Origin of the sequence: Pseudomonas sp. USTB-Z, assembly GCF_019691255.1 — a bacterium.
In the GTDB taxonomy this organism is placed as follows: Bacteria; Pseudomonadota; Gammaproteobacteria; order Pseudomonadales; family Pseudomonadaceae; genus Aquipseudomonas; species Aquipseudomonas alloputida.
The window spans coordinates 64,794-82,125 of record NZ_JAECZP010000001.1; the positions used below are offsets into that span (position 1 = coordinate 64,794).

18 protein-coding genes are annotated in these 17,332 nt (G+C 64.2%); 11 read left to right on the forward strand and 7 right to left on the reverse strand.

Annotated elements, in window-relative coordinates; genetic code table 11:
- Positions 1 to 63 precede the first annotated feature (63 nt).
- Entirely contained in the window at positions 64 to 660 is a 597-nt protein-coding gene (locus tag I8746_RS00310) for a MarC family protein (RefSeq protein ID WP_014592545.1), read from the forward strand.
- A gap of 40 nt (positions 661 to 700) precedes the next feature.
- Here I8746_RS00310 and I8746_RS00315 read toward each other — a convergent pair whose 3' ends face one another.
- The 7 genes from I8746_RS00315 to cobG all read right to left on the reverse strand — a co-directional run bounded on the left by I8746_RS00315 (position 701) and on the right by cobG (position 7,259).
- Entirely contained in the window at positions 701 to 1,357 is a 657-nt protein-coding gene (locus I8746_RS00315) for a hypothetical protein (RefSeq protein WP_014754583.1), read from the reverse strand.
- On the reverse strand, positions 1,350 to 2,039 hold the full coding sequence (locus I8746_RS00320; protein ID WP_088513268.1) for a hypothetical protein: 690 nt from the start codon (positions 2,037 to 2,039) through the stop codon (positions 1,350 to 1,352). Before I8746_RS00320 ends, I8746_RS00315 begins: the two co-directional genes overlap by 8 nt.
- Positions 2,040 to 2,090: 51 nt before the next feature.
- The gene (locus I8746_RS00325; RefSeq protein WP_014861023.1) at positions 2,091 to 2,774 is read right to left on the reverse strand and encodes a hypothetical protein; all 684 of its coding nucleotides are present in this window, start codon (positions 2,772 to 2,774) and stop codon (positions 2,091 to 2,093) included.
- Between the two features lie 118 nt (positions 2,775 to 2,892).
- Entirely contained in the window at positions 2,893 to 4,590 is a 1,698-nt protein-coding gene (gene cobJ / locus I8746_RS00330) for a precorrin-3B C(17)-methyltransferase (RefSeq protein WP_014754585.1), read from the reverse strand.
- Positions 4,578 to 5,309: a precorrin-2 C(20)-methyltransferase gene (locus tag I8746_RS00335; protein WP_026031823.1), complete on the reverse strand. Its 732-nt coding sequence runs from the start codon at positions 5,307 to 5,309 to the stop codon at positions 4,578 to 4,580. Before I8746_RS00335 ends, cobJ begins: the two co-directional genes overlap by 13 nt.
- Positions 5,309 to 5,935 carry a precorrin-8X methylmutase gene (locus tag I8746_RS00340; RefSeq protein WP_003249670.1) on the reverse strand — a complete coding sequence of 209 codons (627 nt, stop codon included), beginning with the start codon at positions 5,933 to 5,935 and terminating at the stop codon, positions 5,309 to 5,311. Before I8746_RS00340 ends, I8746_RS00335 begins: the two co-directional genes overlap by 1 nt.
- Entirely contained in the window at positions 5,928 to 7,259 is a 1,332-nt protein-coding gene (cobG, locus tag I8746_RS00345) for a precorrin-3B synthase (RefSeq protein ID WP_221099938.1), read from the reverse strand. The genes I8746_RS00340 and cobG overlap by 8 nt, the downstream gene beginning before the upstream one ends.
- A gap of 243 nt (positions 7,260 to 7,502) precedes the next feature.
- Between cobG and cbiE the strand changes: the two genes are divergently transcribed.
- The 10 genes from cbiE to I8746_RS00395 all read left to right on the forward strand — a co-directional run bounded on the left by cbiE (position 7,503) and on the right by I8746_RS00395 (position 17,169).
- A complete protein-coding gene (cbiE, locus tag I8746_RS00350; protein ID WP_088513270.1) occupies positions 7,503 to 8,714 on the forward strand; it encodes a precorrin-6y C5,15-methyltransferase (decarboxylating) subunit CbiE in 1,212 nt (403 codons plus the stop codon).
- On the forward strand, positions 8,707 to 9,801 hold the full coding sequence (locus I8746_RS00355) for a cobalt-precorrin-5B (C(1))-methyltransferase (RefSeq protein ID WP_014754589.1): 1,095 nt from the start codon (positions 8,707 to 8,709) through the stop codon (positions 9,799 to 9,801). Before cbiE ends, I8746_RS00355 begins: the two co-directional genes overlap by 8 nt.
- Positions 9,798 to 10,517: a cobalt-precorrin-6A reductase gene (locus I8746_RS00360; RefSeq protein WP_014754590.1), complete on the forward strand. Its 720-nt coding sequence runs from the start codon at positions 9,798 to 9,800 to the stop codon at positions 10,515 to 10,517. The genes I8746_RS00355 and I8746_RS00360 overlap by 4 nt, the downstream gene beginning before the upstream one ends.
- 128 nt (positions 10,518 to 10,645) lie before the next feature.
- Positions 10,646 to 11,083, forward strand: a complete 438-nt coding sequence (locus I8746_RS00365; RefSeq protein ID WP_012053829.1) for an NfeD family protein — start codon at positions 10,646 to 10,648, stop codon at positions 11,081 to 11,083.
- 26 nt (positions 11,084 to 11,109) lie between these two features.
- Complete coding sequence (locus I8746_RS00370; RefSeq protein WP_012053830.1) at positions 11,110 to 11,964, forward strand: SPFH domain-containing protein; 855 nt, start codon at positions 11,110 to 11,112, stop codon at positions 11,962 to 11,964.
- A gap of 271 nt (positions 11,965 to 12,235) precedes the next feature.
- Positions 12,236 to 12,625 carry a DUF2946 domain-containing protein gene (locus I8746_RS00375; RefSeq protein ID WP_012053831.1) on the forward strand — a complete coding sequence of 130 codons (390 nt, stop codon included), beginning with the start codon at positions 12,236 to 12,238 and terminating at the stop codon, positions 12,623 to 12,625.
- A 47-nt stretch (positions 12,626 to 12,672) separates the two neighbouring features.
- Complete coding sequence (locus I8746_RS00380; RefSeq protein WP_004577044.1) at positions 12,673 to 13,158, forward strand: copper chaperone PCu(A)C; 486 nt, start codon at positions 12,673 to 12,675, stop codon at positions 13,156 to 13,158.
- A 22-nt stretch (positions 13,159 to 13,180) separates the two neighbouring features.
- Positions 13,181 to 13,612 (forward strand): DUF2946 domain-containing protein, encoded by a 432-nt coding sequence (locus I8746_RS00385; RefSeq protein ID WP_003249651.1) that lies wholly within the window; start codon positions 13,181 to 13,183, stop codon positions 13,610 to 13,612.
- A gap of 66 nt (positions 13,613 to 13,678) precedes the next feature.
- Positions 13,679 to 15,745 (forward strand): TonB-dependent copper receptor, encoded by a 2,067-nt coding sequence (locus I8746_RS00390; RefSeq protein WP_221099796.1) that lies wholly within the window; start codon positions 13,679 to 13,681, stop codon positions 15,743 to 15,745.
- Positions 15,746 to 15,801: 56 nt separating this feature from the next.
- Entirely contained in the window at positions 15,802 to 17,169 is a 1,368-nt protein-coding gene (locus I8746_RS00395; protein WP_012053833.1) for a PepSY domain-containing protein, read from the forward strand.
- Positions 17,170 to 17,332: the final 163 nt, after the last annotated feature.

A 17,332-nucleotide genomic window follows, 5' to 3' on the forward strand; every position in this document is an offset into this window, starting at 1 on the left:
GCTCTTGCAGGAGCGGCCTCGCGACACAAGGCCGCGCCGGCATACACCCAAGGAACACTGCTCATGCTCCATGAGTTGTTCAGCGTCTACCTGAAAATGCTCGTGCTCTACAGCCCGTTCTTCGTGCTGTCGTGTTTCATCAGCCTGACCCGCGGCCACTCCAGCAAGGAGCGCAAGCAACTGGCCTGGAAGGTCGCGTTCGCAGCCTTGGTCGCCAGCGTGATGCTGTACCTGTTCGGGCGCGCGATCTTCGGCATTTTCGGCATCACCGCCGATGCCTTCCGCATCGGTGCCGGCAGCGTGCTGTTCATTTCAGCCCTGGGCATGGCCCAGGGCAAGCCGGCGGTACAGGCCGACAACGTGCAGCAGGATGTGACCATCGTACCGCTGACCATTCCGCTGACCGTTGGCCCCGGTACCATCGGTGCCCTGTTGGTGATGGGGGTGAGCCAGCCGCACTGGGATGAAAAACTGCTGGCCATCGTCAGCATTGCCCTGGCCAGCTTTACCGTAGGGCTGGTGCTGTATCTATCGCACGGTATCGAGCGCCTGCTCGGTGACCAGGGTTTGCAAATCGTCAGCCGCCTGATGGGGCTATTCGTCTGTGCCCTGGCAGCACAGATCATCTTTACCGGGATTCGCGGTTACCTGCTGCCCTAGGGTGCAGAGCCTAAGCTGTCCAGGCCGGTAGGCCGCAGGCCTACAACTGCAGCTCAAGGATCGCCTTGCCATTTTGTTTGTCGACACTGGCCTGGGCCCGCTTGCGGTAGTCTTCGCGGAACCCCTGCAAGTTGAAGTGGATCACTTCGACACGCATGTCCAGGAGTTTTACTTCACTGTTCAACTGCATGAACAAGAAGCCCTTGGAGGTCTTTTTCATCGACATTTCCATATGCACCAACACCATGTCGATGAAGCCGCTCGACTGCTGTGAGCAAGGCAGCAACTGAAAGCGCCCGACCGCTTTGGAGACTGCCCTGGATTCAAACGCGGTCAATGCCTGGCTGTCATTGCGCAGTGCCTGAAGCGACGACTGGGCAGATTGATAATGACCGGCGGAGCCTTTCTGACGAATCTGGGCAAGCGCCTGCTCGGCAAGGCTGGCCCTGTCCGGCCCCGGTCGAGTCGCCGTGGGCGCGAGCTTGCCATCAAAGCCCAGAAACGCAAGGTTACGCCAGTAGTTTCTGAACCAGTCCGGCTCCAGGCCTTCGTTGAAGTCCCCCCAGGCAACTTGCTGGGCAAACGCATTGGCCAGCAGGATGTCGTCACGGGCTTCGCGGCTAACACCTGGCAAGAATGACAGCAGGCTGCTGTGGACGAGTTTGCCACTGGCGGCACCTTGATTGAACTCACTCATCTTCGACTCCTGATGTTGTCGCACGTTTGACCTGGCTGCGGTACTGCAATTGCTTGACCTTGATAGCGTCATGCAAGCCCGTACTTATCGAACTGATCACTTTTTCATGGGTGAAATAATTGGCATCGAACTGCTGAGCGGCATGGGCACTCGCAAGATTCAGCGGCTGCCACAGCCAATCCATCCCCAGATGCTCTGTTGTGCTAAAGCCCAACTCGGTACTGATGACCCCTGAATCGGCCAGTATCAGGCGCAACTCCATACGTACATGGCTCATGCCTTTATCGTCCGGGGGCCGAACACATTCGGCCCATAACAACTGTTCTATGGCACCGTCGGGTTGGGCGGAATAGGCGTCGAGGCATGTGGCTACCGGCCCCTGCAGGGCGCTGGGCACACCTGCCAAGAGCTTGGCCCGCAACATGCTCCACGGTTCACAGGCCACTGCGGGTGCAGCAGGCACGGCGCCGGAATGCAAGGTCGCGACAGTGCAGCCGAAGTTACCCTGAATTCGCAGATACTCCTTGTGCCACTCAGCGTCCTGAAGGGCGTGACCCTTGCTAGCGGTCAGGTAGGCTGCCAGTTGAACATCCAACAGTGCTTCTGCTCGTGAAGCACTGACATTGTTGTCGATCAATACCAAGCTATTGCCGTTCAACCATAACGTGTAATTGGCGTGCATCAGTATGCCCTCCAGGCCCGTCGACGCCGTGTCGACAGGCCAACTTCATCGTCAGAGTTCCAGTGCCAGCAGGACCTGCAGGGCATTGTCGTCAAGTTTGGTTTCTACAATGGCGCGAACTTTGTCGTATTGGCGCTTATCGAAATTCAACACCGCACCACAAGCAAAGTTGGAAGTACCGTTGCTTTCCCACTTGACCAGCAGATAGTTGGCAGCCTTGTCAGGCTTGGCGTCGGTCTGGATCGCACTGACCAGCATCGCCACTTGGCCGCCGTCCGTTTGCTCGCACTTGGCAAGGCTCAGCCCGGTTCGGTCATCTTCGACCGACTTGCGGTCGAGCAACTCGACGTTTTTGGTGCTGGCGGCCAAGGCTGAAACAACCGTTTTGCCGAGATTGTCCAGGGCGGTTGCCACATCGCCAGTGAAAACGCCATATGCCGCCTGCAGGCCCTTGCCCAGCAAGTTGCTGACCTCAAGGCGCATATTGCGTTCAGTGACCTGCTGTACATCGACATTGGTCGGCGCCCAGCCCATCTTGGACATCAGGTAGATGTAGTGTTTGAACCAGAGTTGCGTTTCACGGATAGGGTCATGCTGCTTGTTGGCACCTTGCGTGGCCAGGGCATGACAAGCCTTTGCAGCATCGCGGTTTTGCTCACCCATCAGGTCGGGGAACACGAACAGATTCTTGTCCGGCAGAACCTGAAGCTGAAGCTTCTCTTTATCGGTCGTCATGGGAAAGGTCTCCAGGAAGGGTACGGTTGGAGCCAAATAGCTCCAGCCGCAAACCTACCTGTGACCTTTACCTCAATCTGCCACGAAGCAGTTCCTCATCTGCCCACGCTGCCGCCGCTTACGGCTTTGCGCCATACCAGCGCGGGGTATAGACCCAAACCCCACCCGCTGCGCGGTCGAAAGTGCAGGTAGTGGAAGACCCAACCAGCACCATGGTGCGCATGTCGACCATTTCTGGCAGCAGTTCGGCCAAGGTGACTACCTTCAGCGTCTGCCCCGGCCTACCGATGTCACGGCCAAGGACTACAGGCGTGTTCCCGTCACGGTGGCGGCGCACAACCTCCAGGGCGACACCGAGCTGGTGCGGCCTGGCCTTGGAGATCGGGTTGTAGAAGGCCAGCACCAGGTCGGCCTGGGCAGCCAGGTCCAGGCGCTTTTCAATGATCGACCAGGGCTTGAGGTTGTCCGACAGCGACATCACGCAGAAGTCATGCCCCAGCGGTGCACCTGCTTGGGCGGCGGTTGCCAGCGAGGCTGAAACCCCCGGCAAGATCTGCAGGTCAACGCGGTGCCAGGTGGGGTCGCTGGATTCGTGCAATGCTTCGAGCACCGCAGCGGCCATGGCGAAAACGCCCGGGTCACCTGACGACACCACCACCACCGAACGGCCTTGGGCCGCCAGTTCGAAGGCATGTCGGGCGCGTTGCATCTCTTCGCGGTTGTCGGTGCAGTGCAGCACCTGGTCGTCGCGGAACGGGCCAGCCATGCGCACGTAGGTTTCGTAACCGAGCACATCTTCGGCCTGCGCAAGTTCGGCCTTGACCGCCGGCACCATCAGTTCCGCCGCACCTGGGCCAAGGCCGATGACCGCCAGGCGACCGCGACGGCGGCCGACCTGCGCCACGTCGACCGGGGCAGGCGCCACCGCGACCACGACTTCTTCAAGCGCTATCAACTCGGCATCGGGCACCGCCGCAGCGACCATGCTGGCCACATCGCCAGAGCGGGGGGCGAAGCGCAAAGGGACACCCAGGGCCTGCGCAGCTTCGTGCAACGCGCTGTCGGCCATGGTTCGCTCGTCTGCCAGCACGCAGGCTACCGAGGGCTCGGCGATGCCGGCCTGCTGCAGTGCTGCGCGAATACTGTGCAGATTGCCACCTGCAACGCCCACGACCACCTGGCGCGGGTGGATCAGCAGCTCGTCGCGGTTGGCCGGGCGCGCCTGATGCCCCACATGGATGGTGCGCTGCGCCGCTTCGCTGGCGGGCAACTGCGCCAGCTGCAGCCACGGTGCGTTACCTTCGATACGCACGGACTCACCCGCCAGCAGGTCGGATACAAAGCGCTTGCCTTGCTCGATATCGGCCAATGCATAGCCCTGCGGCGGGTTCAGCAGGCAAGTACCGAAGCGCAGCTCGCCACTGGTGGTGATGGCCGCGGAAACGCCCAGCACATCAGCGATTTCCCGCGCCATCACGTTCACCCCACCGAGGCCTCCGAGCAACGGCACTACCGCGCTACCATCCTCGGCCACGGCCAGTACCGGCGGCTCGCTGCCCTTCTCGCTGAGCAGAGCGGCCAGGCTACGGATAACGATACCCGCGGCGCACAACGCAATGATCGGCGTGTCTTGCTGATACAACCCGCGCAGGGTATCGCCGAACGACACGTACGACTGGTCCGCACCCTCGACACGCCCCTCGAGGCCATGGATCGTGGCCTGCGGATAACAGGCCTGGATACGCTGCGCCGTCGTCAGGCTGCCCGGGCCGAGAATGACGATGGCCGGGGCCCTGTGCATGTTCAGCCCTGCCATTTTTCCCCCGGCACGATGATCAGCGAGAAGTACGGCGACGACTGCGGGTCGACCTGGTCCAGCGGCACGATCTTCTGGTTGGCCATGGTTGCCCGCTCCACATACAGCGCACGCCCATCCAGGCCCAGGTCGGCCAGCACTTCGCGCACCTTGGGGAAGTTGCGCCCAAGTTTCATGATCACCGCTGCATCGGCATCGGCCAAACGGCGCTTGAGCTCTTCAGCGGGCAACACGCCAGACAACACCGACAGGCTCTGGTTGCGGTACACCAGCGGCGCCCCCAGCACCGAAGCGCCACCGAGCATGGAGCAGACACCGGGAATCACTTCTGCCTCGTAGCGCTGCGCCAGGCGGTCATGCAAGTACATGTAGGAGCCATAGAAGAACGGGTCGCCTTCGCAAATCACCGCCACGTCGCGGCCGGCATCCAGGTGCTCGGCCACCTGTACGCTGGCTTCGTCGTAGAAGTCGCTGATTACTTGCTCATAGGACAGCGGCGCCGGCAGCACTTCGGTGGTGACCGGGTAGACCAGCGGCAGCAGGGTCTGCTCGGGCTGCAGGTGCGCCTCGATAATGCCGAAGGCATTGCCACGCTTGCCCTTGGCCACGAAGTAGCCGACCACCGGTGCCTCACGCAACAGGCGCAGGGCCTTGAGGGTAATCAGTTCAGGATCGCCAGGGCCCACGCCCAGGCCAAGCAGTCGTCCGCGCGGGGCCATCATTCCACCTCCGTGGCCAGGGCGTTGACCGCCGCGGCGGCCATCGCGCTGCCGCCCAGGCGGCCTTGCATGATCACGAACGGCACGCCACGGCTGTCGGCGGCGAGCATGGCCTTTGACTCGGCAGCGCCGACGAAACCGACCGGGAAGCCGAGGATCAGCGCCGGCTTGGGCGCGCCGGCATCGAGCATTTCCAACAGGTAGAACAGCGCAGTCGGGGCATTGCCGATGACCACCACGCTGCCCTCCAGGTAAGGGCGCCACAGTTCCAGTGCTACGGCGGAGCGGGTGTTGCCGGCGTCTTTGGCCAGGCCCGGCACGCTGGGGTCACGCAGGGTGCAGATGACTTTGTTGTCAGCTGGCAAGCGGGCCCGGGTGATCCCTTCGGCCACCATGTGCGCATCGCACAGGATCGGCGCGCCGTTGAGCAGCGCCTCACGCCCGGCCCGGCCGGCACCGTCGGAGAACTGCAGGCCATCGATGGCGTCGACCATGCCACAGGCGTGGATCACGCGCACGGCGAGCTTTTCAAGGTCTGCGGGGATCCGCTCGAGTCGGGCTTCCTCACGGATGATCCGGAAGGAGTTGCGATAGATCTCCTGACCATCGCGGATGTAGTCAATCATCAAGGTGCTCCGTCGGCAGGTCGAGCATGGCGCCTGCTTCATTCAAGGTAAGGTCGGTGGCGCGCAGGGCACCGAAACCCGGCTGGCGCGCATCACGCAGATACAAGTCGTAACGGCCCGGCGAACGGGCCAGCAAGGTGGCCGGGGCAACATGGGCCACAGCACAGGAACGGGGGCAGCCGGACAGGTGCACGCTGGCCGGCACGCCAGGGCCCAGCAGCGCGGCCAGGACAACGGCGTCAGCCTTGGTCTCGGCAAGGGCCTTGGCGCAGCCGCTGGCACCGGTGCAGGCGCTGATACGCGCCAGGGGTTCACGGTCGTGGCACAGCAACCCCAGCGCAGACAGTTCGGCCAGGGCCTGATCGATGTGCTGCGCTTGCAGGTTGGTCAGCACCAGGCTTTGCCAGGGGCTAAGGCGCATGCTGGCATCGCCCTTTTCACGGGCAATACGTGCGGCGCCACGCAGCATCGCGGGGGTCAGGCGGCCTTGCGGCGGGGCAACGCCAAGGGCAACACCCTGCGCCTGGGGCAACCTGCCCAACCACGAGGCGCGGTGCTGTTCACGCCGCCACGTGAGCACGGCGGCATCGCGGCGGATGTCCAGGCCGAGCCCAGCGACAAAATCAGCTGGCGGGTACACCTCAAGCAGCTGGCGCATGCGCGTCTGCGTCGGGGATGCCAGATCGAGGAAGCGCTCCAGCACGGCGCGCACCAGCATCAGGCCCTGCGCCAGCGGCACCGCACCGAGCGCCTGGCCCTCTGCCGGGCAACCTGCCAGGCCAAACGCCAGCCAGGCCTGCTGATCCAGGTGCAGGGGCGACAGCCACAGGTCATGGGGGTGTTCGAGCATCGCCAGGCGCTCGCCTGCATCCAGCTGCACAGCGAACTTGGCCGACAGCTGGTGAAAGCGCGGGGTGCCTTCCAACAGGTCGAGGATCTGCCCGGCCAGCGGCCGGGCGTCCAGCAGCATGAGCGGGTCATGCCCGGCCAGCGGGCTGAGCATCACGTTGCGCACATCGTCACCCGCGGCATCGCGTGGTCCCAGGCCGGCTGCGAGCAGTGCCTCGACCAAAGCGCGATGCTCGCTGCCAATGCCGCGAATCTGCAGGTTGCCACGGTTGGTCGCCTCGATCACGCCGCCAGCAAAACGCTCCGCCGCCGCCGCCACGGCTTCAGCCTGCTCGGCCAGCAGCAGGCCACCCGGCAGCTTGATGCGGCAGATACCGCCATCACGGGCACTGACAATGCGCCACAACCCCGGGCAGGCCGAGGGGCGGGGCGATACGTGGGGGGCATGGGCCTGCGTCAAAGGGGCATCCGGCAGTCTGTGAAAATGCGCTTGAGTGTAGAAGGCGCGGTATTATGCCTGCTTTGTCCGGCGGCATGAAAAGCCGGTGGTCGAGCATCCTCGGCGATTAAGTAGAAATTCAGGACCGCGTCGCCTTCTTCGCGGGCTCGCCCGCTTCCACAGGATCACTGCAGGCTGCACAGGCTGCCCTGTATCTGTAGGAGCGGGCTTGCCCGCGAAGGGGCGCGAAGCGGCCCCAAAAATGGCGGATCGAAATACATGACACCCTGGCTGACAGTAGTAGGCATCGGCGAAGACGGCTTCAGCGGCCTGGGCAAACAGGCCCGGCGCGCCCTGCTGGGCGCTGGGCGGGTCTTCGGCAGCCCACGCCAGCTGGCCTTGCTGCCACGTTGCGTGACCGCGGAACAGCTGGCCTGGCCCAGCCCGTTCTCGTTGGCCCCGGTGTTGAACCTGCGCGGCGAGCCGGTGTGCGTGCTGGCCAGCGGTGACCCTATGTTCTACGGCGTCGGTGCCAGCCTGGCGCGCCAGGTGCCTGCTGCAGAAATGCGCGTGCTGTCGATGCCCTCTTCCTGCGCCCTGGCCGCTGCCCGCCTGGGCTGGCCGCTGCAGGACCTGCAGGTGGTGTCGCTGGTGGCCCGCCCCCTGGCAGCGCTCAATGCCCACTTGCACAGCGGCATGCGCCTGCTGGTGCTGAGCAACGATGGCGACAGCCCGGCGGCAATTGCCGCGCAGCTGCGCGGGCAAGGCTTCGGCCCAAGCCGCCTGCAGGTGTTCGAGCACTTGGGGGGCGTGGACGAACGTGCACTGGCCGGAACCGCCCAGGACTGGCCGCACACCGGTATCGCGGCGCTCAACCTGGTCGCCGTCGAATGCCTGGCTACGCCCGATGCGCCCCGCCTGCACCGACTGGCCGGGCTGCCAGACGCCGCATACCGGCACGATGGCCAGTTGACCAAGCGCGATGTCCGCGCCATCACCCTGGCGCGCCTGGCACCGCAACCCGGCGAACTTTTGTGGGATGTCGGTGCGGGCTGCGGCTCGATCGGCATCGAATGGATGCGTGCCCACCCGGCATGCCGCGCGCTGGCCATCGAGGCCGACGAAGGCCGCCAGGGTTTGATCGAGCATAACCGCGATGCATTGGGTGTACCCGGTCTGCAACTGGTTCGCGGCAAAGCGCCAGCGGCGCTGCAAGGCCTGGAGCAACCGGATGCAATCTTCATCGGAGGCGGCGTTACCCGCGCAGGTGTACTGGACCTGTGCTGGGCAAGCCTGCGCCCCGGCGGCCGCCTGGTGGCCAACGCCGTCACCCTGCAAAGCGAACTGGCCCTGGCGCACTTTCGCGAACAGCACGGTGGTGAGCTGACCCGTATCCATGTCGCTCATGCCCAGCCCTTGGGTGCGTTCGACACCTGGCGCCAGGCGCTGCCGATCACCCTTCTGGAAGTACTGAAACCCGCCGATGCGTGAAGAAACCCGCGAACAGCCCGCGCCTCTGCGCAGCGGCCTTACCACCGGCAGCTGCGCCACCGCCACCAGCCTGGCAGCGGCCAAGCTGCTGCTCACCGGGCAGCGTGATGATGCGGTGGACATCACCCTGCCCAAAGGCAAGGTCGTGCAGATGCGCCTGGAATTCTGCCGCCTGATCGGCGAGTGCGCCGAAGCCGGTACCCTCAAGGATGCGGGTGACGACCCGGACGTGACCCACGGTGCCCTGGTCTATAGCCAGGTGCGCCTGCTGGCGGAACCTGGCATTGGTTTTGTCGCCGGCAGCGGCGTGGGCACGGTGACCCGGCCGGGGCTGGTGCTGGCGGTGGGTGAACCGGCCATCAACCCGGTGCCTCGGCGCATGATCAGTGAACACCTGCAACACCTGGCCGACGCGTACGGCTACCTTGGCGGCTTCGAAGTCACGGTCAATGTGCAAGGTGGTGAGCAACTGGCCCTGAAAACCATGAACCCGCGTCTGGGCATCCTCGGCGGGCTGTCGATCCTCGGCACCAGCGGCATCGTCCGGCCGTTCTCCTGCGCGGCCTACATTGCCTCGATTCACCAAGGCATCGACGTGGCCCACACCAATGGCTACACGCACATAGCCGCGTGCACCGGCAATGCCAGCGAAGACACCATGCGCCGCGTCTACGGTCTGCCGGAAATCGCCCTGATCGAAATGGGCGATTTCGTCGGCGCGGTGCTCAAGCACCTGCGCAAGGTACCGGTGCCGCGCCTGACCCTGTGCGGCGGCTTCGGCAAGATCAGCAAACTGGCCGCCGGCCACATGGACCTGCACAGTCGTCACTCCAGCATCGACTTGCCGCAACTGGCAGGTTGGGCCGCAGACATTGGCGCTGACGAGGCGTTGCAGGCTGCCATCAGCGGTGCCAACACCAGCCAGCAAGCGCTCGCCCTGGCTCATGCGGCCGGCATTGCCCTGGGTGACGCGGTGTGTGCCCACGCCCTGGCCTTCGCCCGTAGCGTCGTGCCGGCGCAGGTGCACGTGGAGGTGTTCGCCATCGACCGCCAAGGCGGCATCGTCGGCCAGGCGGGTGTGCAATGACTGCGCGCATCCTGTTGCTGGGGGGGGTCACTGAAGCCCTGGCGATGGCCCGCCAACTCGGGCCTCGACATGTCTACAGCCTGGCCGGTATCGGCCGCGTGCCGCAGGGCTTGGAATGCCAGGTGCGGGTCGGGGGCTATGGCGGTGTCGAGGGCCTGACCCGCTACCTGCGCGAGGCGGGCATCACCCTGCTGATCGACGCCACCCATCCCTATGCCGCGCAAATCAGCCGCAATGCCGCCAGCGCCGCACGCAACGTCGGCATCCCGTGCTGGGCCTTGCGTCGTCCCGCCTGGCAGGCGCAAGCAGGGGACGACTGGCGAGAAGTCGAGGATTGGGCAGGGTTGATCGAAGCACTGAAGCCGTTCCGCAGGCCACTGTTCACGCTAGGACGCGAGCCGCTGCAGCACCTGGACGAGATTCCGCCAGAGCAGTTCTGGACCTTGCGTGCGCTGGAGGCGTGCCCTGGCAACGAGCGCTGTGAAGTGATTGGCGCACGTGGGCCGTTCCATATCGAAGATGAACGGGCGTTGTTCCAGCGCCGCCACATCGATGTGCTGATCAGCAAGAACAGCGGCAGTGTGGCGACCGAGCCGAAGCTGGAGGTAGCACGGGAGCTTGGCGTGCCGGTGCTTGTCCTGAAACGTCCGACACTGCCGGAGGTGGACCGGACATTCGACTCACTGGCGGACCTGGCAACAGCGCTCGCCCTCTAGGCGCTGCCTTTTCGCGACACACAGGCACTCCTACAAAGATTTCAGACTTTTCTTCCAACTAACCCAGTGGCCCGTTGCCGCTCTGCTGCCTTAAACTCGACGCCCCTCCCCCGGAAGGTTTCACCCATATGGAAATGCAATGGTGGATCTGGCTGGTCTTCGGCATCGCGCTGATCCTGCTTGAACTGGTCCTCCCAACGTTCTTCATACTCTGGTTCGGCATCGGCGCCGTGCTGGTCTCGCTTATCTCGCTCGCCGCACCCAGCCTGCAACTGGACATGCAGGTCCTGCTGTGGGTACTGCTGTCGTCGGCCACCACTGTGCTGTGGTTCAAAGTGTTTCGGCGCAAGCAGCCGGATGTGCGCTGGACCGCCGACAGCGTGATCGGCGAAGTGGGCCTGCTGACCGCTCCCGTGTCGGAGTTCCAGAAAGGCCGCGTACGCTTCCAGAAGCCGATCCTCGGCAACGAAGAATGGACCTGCATCGCCGATGGCCAGATCGCTGCCGGCGAGCGGGTACGCCTGACCGCCATCGAGGGGAACACCGCCCGCGTTATCCGGGCCTGAATCCGCATTAAAAGGAATTTTGCAGCATGACCAGCCTCATCGTCGTCGGCGCCATTGCCCTGTTCGTCCTGATCACCGTGTTCAAGGGGGTACGCATCGTGCCCCAGGGCGAGGAATGGATCGTCGAGCGCCTGGGCCGCTACCACAGCACCCTCAAGCCGGGCCTGAACATTGTCATCCCCTACATGGACGTGGTCGCCTACCGCCTGCCGACCAAGGACATCATCCTCGATGTGCAGCAGCAGGAAATCATCACCAAGGACAACGCGGTAATCGTCGCCAACGCCCTGTGTTTCGCCAAGGTAGTCGACCCGCAGAAAGCCTCGTATGGCGTGCAGGACTTCTCGTTCGCCGTCACCAGCCTGACCATGACCTCGCTGCGCGCCATCGTCGGTGCAATGGACCTCGACGAGGCGCTGTCCAGCCGCGAGCAGATCAAGGCCCGTCTGCGCGATGCAATGTCCGAGCAGACCGAAGACTGGGGCGTGACCGTGCGCTCGGTGGAAATTCAAGACATCAAACCTTCGGAAAACATGCAGTTGGCCATGGAACGCCAGGCCGCAGCCGAGCGTGAGCGCAAGGCCGACGTCACCCGCGCCGAAGGGGCCAAACAGGCGGCGATCCTCGAAGCAGAGGCGCGCTTGCAGGCGGCCAGGCTGGATGCCGAGGCGCAGATCAGCCTGGCCGAGGCCTCGGCGCGGTCGATTTCGCTGGTGAAGGAAGCGGTGGGCAACGAGACCGTACCGGCGATGTACCTATTGGGCGAACGCTATGTGGGCGCGATGGAGAACCTGGCGGGCAGCAGCAATGCCAAGGTGGTGGTGTTGCCGGCTGACCTGCAAGAGACCGTGCGCGGGTTGATGGGCCGCAACAAGGTTTGAGAGTGTCGGGGGCGCTTTGCGCCCCTATCGCGACACAAGGCCGCTCCCACAGGGATCGCGCCAGCTTTTAGAAATTGAGCAAGACAGTTGCTCCCACAGGACAGCGCAGTATTCGAGGCTGACGCAATTCTGTGGGAGCGGCCTTGTGTCGCGATGGGCTGCACAGCAGCCCCCCCATTACCAGGCCACCTGCGTCACTTCACCGCACCCCGGCATTTTTACCTATACTCCGCCTTACAATAGCCACCACGATTCCTGACCGGATCTCTCCATGCCCCCACGTCGGCACATTGCCTGGATAGCCTGCCTTGCAGTGCTATTCAACTTGCTGGCCATGCCGCTGTCTTCTGCTGCGCCCAAGGGCCCGGCCGAGCAGCTGCTGTGGGGGGCTTTCTGTTCCAGCATGGCCAACAAGGCCAACGTCGACGTTCAGGCCCTGGCCAAGATCGACCTCGGCCCGCAAGGTGACGACAGCGCCGGCATGATGAACTGCTGGTGCTGTTCTGGTGCCGTGCCGTTGCTGGCCCTGCCCGGCTACCCGCCACAGTTGCACAACCCGCCGACACTGCTCAGCGGGCTGCTGCCGCCACCTGCCAAGTACACACCCACGCCCCGCCAGCTCTGGCCTGGGCTGAATCCTCGTGCCTCTCCGCTAGCCTGAGTTCATCACGCTGTCTGCCTGAACCAGAACGGAAACGGAGATTCACCATGCTCAAGCACGCCCTCGTCATGGCCGCCCTGCTGCTGCCTGGCGCCTTTGCCAATGCCCACGAATACAGCGTGGGTGACCTGCACATTGCTCACCCGTGGTCGCTGCAGTTGCCACCCAACGCGCCTAACGTCGCCGCGTATTTCGTGGTGCACAACAAAGGCCAGGCCGATGACCGCCTGCTCAGCGTCGACAGCCCCATCAGCGATGACGCGCAACTGCACGAGCATGCCATGAGCGCCACTGGCGCCATGAAGATGCAACAGGTGCCCAGTGTGGTAGTACCTGCCGGCAAGGACCTGACCTTTGCCCCTGGCGCCTACCACGTGATGCTGATGCAGCCCAAGGACCGTAGCCTGCTCAGCGACGGCAAACGCTTCCCGTTGACCCTGCACTTCGAGAAGGCCGGCGACATCACCGTCGAAGTGGCCGTGCAGAAGCAGGCGCCAGCGGACCAGCCGCAAGCCCACGAACACGCGCACTGATACCTGCTGACAGGCACGCGCCATGAGCCTGCCGCGCCACAGCATCGGCCGTACCACCCGCCCTGACCTCAGGCGCGCCGGTGGCGGATGGCTGAGCCTGTTCGCCATGTGGATGATCTTCATCGGCCCGCTGATTTCCCAGTCGATGCCGATGGACCACCACGCGGGCATGAACATGCCGATGGACATGCCGATGGCGGCTGCCCATCAGCACGGCGGCGACGCCCACCACGGTCACGGCGGCGATGGCCAGCTGCATGTGATGTGGGAAAAGTGCGGTTACTGCAGCCTGTTGTTCAACTGCCCGGCCCTGCCCCAGGCCCTCAGCCCGCTCAGCGCCGGCAGCATCGTCCCCACCAGCCACCTGCTTGCGCCAACGCACCAGGGCCATGCCCGGCAGGCTGTATTCCCTGGTGCGCGCAGCCGCGCCCCGCCTTCTTCGATCAACGTCTGAAACCACATTTTGCGCACGAAGCCAGGAGGCTTCGCGCTAACTCATGACTGATCGACTGGAATCATTATGTCCGGCTGCACCCCTGTTTTTGCCTTGTCCCTGCGTGGGACCATCGCCGCCCTGTGCGGTTCGCTGCTCGCACCCATGGCCCTGGCCGCCGACCCTGGCCATGAAGGCCATGTGCACGACGCACCCGAGCTGAGCCCGACGGTGATCACCGCCGTGGCCCCGAGTTCACCGCTGACCGTGGTCACCAACCCGAAAGACCCGCGCCAGCCAGTGCCGGCCAGCGACGGCGCCGACTACCTGAAGACCATCCCCGGCTTCTCGGCAATCCGTGCCGGCGGTACCAACGGCGACCCGGTACTGCGCGGCATGTTCGGCTCGCGCCTGAACATCCTCACCAACGGTGGCTTGATGCTTGGCGCCTGCCCCAATCGCATGGACGCGCCCACGTCCTATATTTCGCCAGAAACCTACGACCGCCTGACCGTGATCAAAGGCCCGCAGAGCGTCATCTGGGGCCCCGGCGGCTCGGCGGGCACCATCCTCTTCGAGCGCGAACCGGAGAAATTCGGCACCCTCGGCAGCCGCGTCAACGCAAGCCTGCTGGCCGGCTCCAACGGCCGCTTCGACAAGGTGCTGGATGCCGCGGCTGGCAACAGTCAGGCCTATGCCCGCTTCGTCGGTAACCAGTCACGTTCGGACGACTACCACGACGGCAACAACGACACCGTGCCGTCGCGCTGGGACAAGTGGAACGGCGATGTCGCCCTCGGCTGGACACCCGACCAAGACACCTTGCTGGAACTGACGGCCGGCAAGGGTGATGGCGAAGCCCGCTACGCCGGGCGCGGCATGGACGGCTCGCAGTTCAAGCGCGAAAGCCTGGGCCTGCGCTTTGAAAAGTCCAACCTCGGCGAGGTGCTCGACAAAGTCGAGGCGCAGGTCTACTACAACTACGCCGACCATGTGATGGACAACTACAGCCTGCGCACGCCGTCGGGTAGCGGCATGATGGGCATGCCGATGGTCAGCAACGTCGACCGCCGCACCATGGGTGCACGCATCAAGGCCACCTGGCGCTGGGCCGACGTGCAGCTGATCAGCGGCATCGACGCGCAAACCAACGAACATCGCAAGCGTGGCGGTATGGGTGTGGACGCACACAAGGGCCAAGCCTGGACCAAGGACGCCGACTTCCACAACTACGGCGCCTTCAGCGAACTGACCTGGTACGTCAGCGGCGAGGACCGCTTGATTACCGGCGCCCGTCTGGACCGCGCCTCGGCGCGTGACTTCCGCAAAACCAGCGCCACCGAAGGCGACACCCGTGCCGACACCCTGCCGAGCGGTTTCATCCGCTACGAGCACGACCTTGCAGCCATTCCAGCCACCACCTACATCGGCCTCGGCCACGCCCAGCGCTTCCCCGACTACTGGGAGCTGTTCTCACCCAAGCTGGCACCCGCCGGGGCAGCCAACGCCTTCGACGGCATCAAGCCAGAGAAAACCACCCAGCTCGACTTCGGCATCCAGTACCGCACCGAGCGCCTGGAGGCCTGGGCTTCGGGCTATGTCGGGCAGATTCGCGACTACATCCTGTTCGACTACCGCACCGGCATGATGGGCATGAGCACCTCGCAGGCGCAGAACATCGACGCCCGCATCATGGGTGGCGAACTGGGCGCCGCCTACCAGCTGACTGACAACTGGAAGGCCGACGCCACGCTTGCCTACGCTTGGGGCAAGAACAGCAGTGACGGCAAGGCGCTACCTCAAATGCCTCCCCTGGAAAGCCGCCTGGGCCTGACCTACAGCCGCGATGTGTGGAGCGTCGGCGCACTGTGGCGGCTGGTGGCGGCGCAGAACCGCATTGCCGAAAACCAAGGGAACGTCGTCGGCAAGGACTACGACAAGAGCGCCGGCTTCGGCGTGTTCTCCCTGAACGGCACCTACAAGGTGAACAACAACCTCAAGCTCAGCGCAGGGGTCGACAACCTGTTCGACAAAACCTACGCCGAGCACTTGAACCTGGCCGGGAACGCCGGGTTCGGCTACCCGGCTACAGATCCACAGCCGGTCAACGAGCCAGGCAGGACCTTCTGGACCAAGGTCGACTTCAGCTTCTGACAACAACGGGCGCAGCTTCGGTTGCGCCTTTCAGCTGGTCAAAAAAGGAGGTTCCCATGAGAGGAACACGCGTCTCTTTCTATAACCTGGCCTGGCGTTGGCATTTTTATGCGGGGCTGTTCGTGGCCCCGTTCATGATCCTGTTGGCAATCACCGGGATCATCTATTTGTTCAAGCCCCAGCTTGACCCGCTGCTGTACCGCGACCTGATGGTGGTCGAGGCCGGCCAGCACCGGCAGGGCGCAGACACGATGCTGGCTGAAGTGCGCCAAGCCTACCCAAAGGGCCACATCGCCCAGTACTTGCCGCCACTGAACGCCGCGCGCAGTGCGCAGTTCGTGGTGCATAACGGCGGGCGCGAACTGAACGTGTTCGTCGACCCATACAGCGGCAAGGTCCTCGGCGAACAGGACGGCAAGCAGAACCTGCAGGCCATCGCCCGCGCCCTGCATGGCGAGCTGATGGTCGGCACGGTCGGTGACCGGCTGGTGGAACTGGCGGCGGGCTGGGGCATCGTGCTGGTGGTATCGGGCCTGTACCTGTGGTGGCCGCGCGGGCGCAGTGGCGCTGGCGTGCTTTGGCCGCGGCTGACGGCACGCGGCCGGCTGCTCTGGCGTGACCTGCACGCGGTAACCGGTTTCTGGGGTTCGGCCTTGCTGTTGTTGATGCTGATCAGCGGCATGACCTGGACCGGCTTGTGGGGCAAGCAGTACGCTGATTTGTGGAACCGCTTCCCGGCAGCCATGTGGAACGACGTGCCCAAGTCGGACCAGCAGGCGCGTGAGCTGAACAGCGCACACCGCCAGACCGTACCCTGGGCCATGGAAAACACGCCGATGCCACAGTCCGGTGCACACGCCGAGCACGGCGGGCACCACATGATGTCGGACCTGCCCGCAGCGCCCCAGGTGAGCGTGCAGCAAGTCGAAGACATTGCCACTTCGCGTCAGGTCGAGCCGGGCTACAGCATTACCCTGCCCACCACTGCCGACGGGGTGTTCACCATTGCCGTGTTCGCCGACGACCCGCGCAACGACGCCACCCTGCATGTCGACCAATACACCGGCAAGGTTCTGGCCGATGTGCGCTGGCAGGACTACAGCCCGGTTGCCCGCGCCACCGAGCTGGGCGTGATGCTGCACGAAGGCAAGATGTTCGGGGCGCTGAACCAGATCATCATCCTGCTGGTGTGCCTGATGATCCTGCTGGGTTCGATGAGCGGGCTGGTGATGTGGTGGAAGCGCCGGCCGGACGGCGGCCTGGGCGTACCGCCTTTGCGTCATGACCTGCCACGCTGGAAGGCGGCGGTGGCAGTGATGCTGGTGCTGGGGGTGATGTTCCCGCTGGTAGGGGTGTCGATGGTGGGGATGTGGGGGGTGGATAGTTTGGTGGTGAGGCGCCGCAGGGTCTTGGCCAGCGCTTGAGCCTTGTGTTGCCTGTGCTGGCCTCTTCGCAGGTAAACCCGCTCCTACAGGGGACCGCGTTGCCTTTGTAGGGGCGGGTTTACCCGCGAAGAGGCCGGTACAGGCCAAATGCTGAGCTGCAAATAGAGAGTCGATCTGTCGCGCCCCGAACTGGAACGCGCGT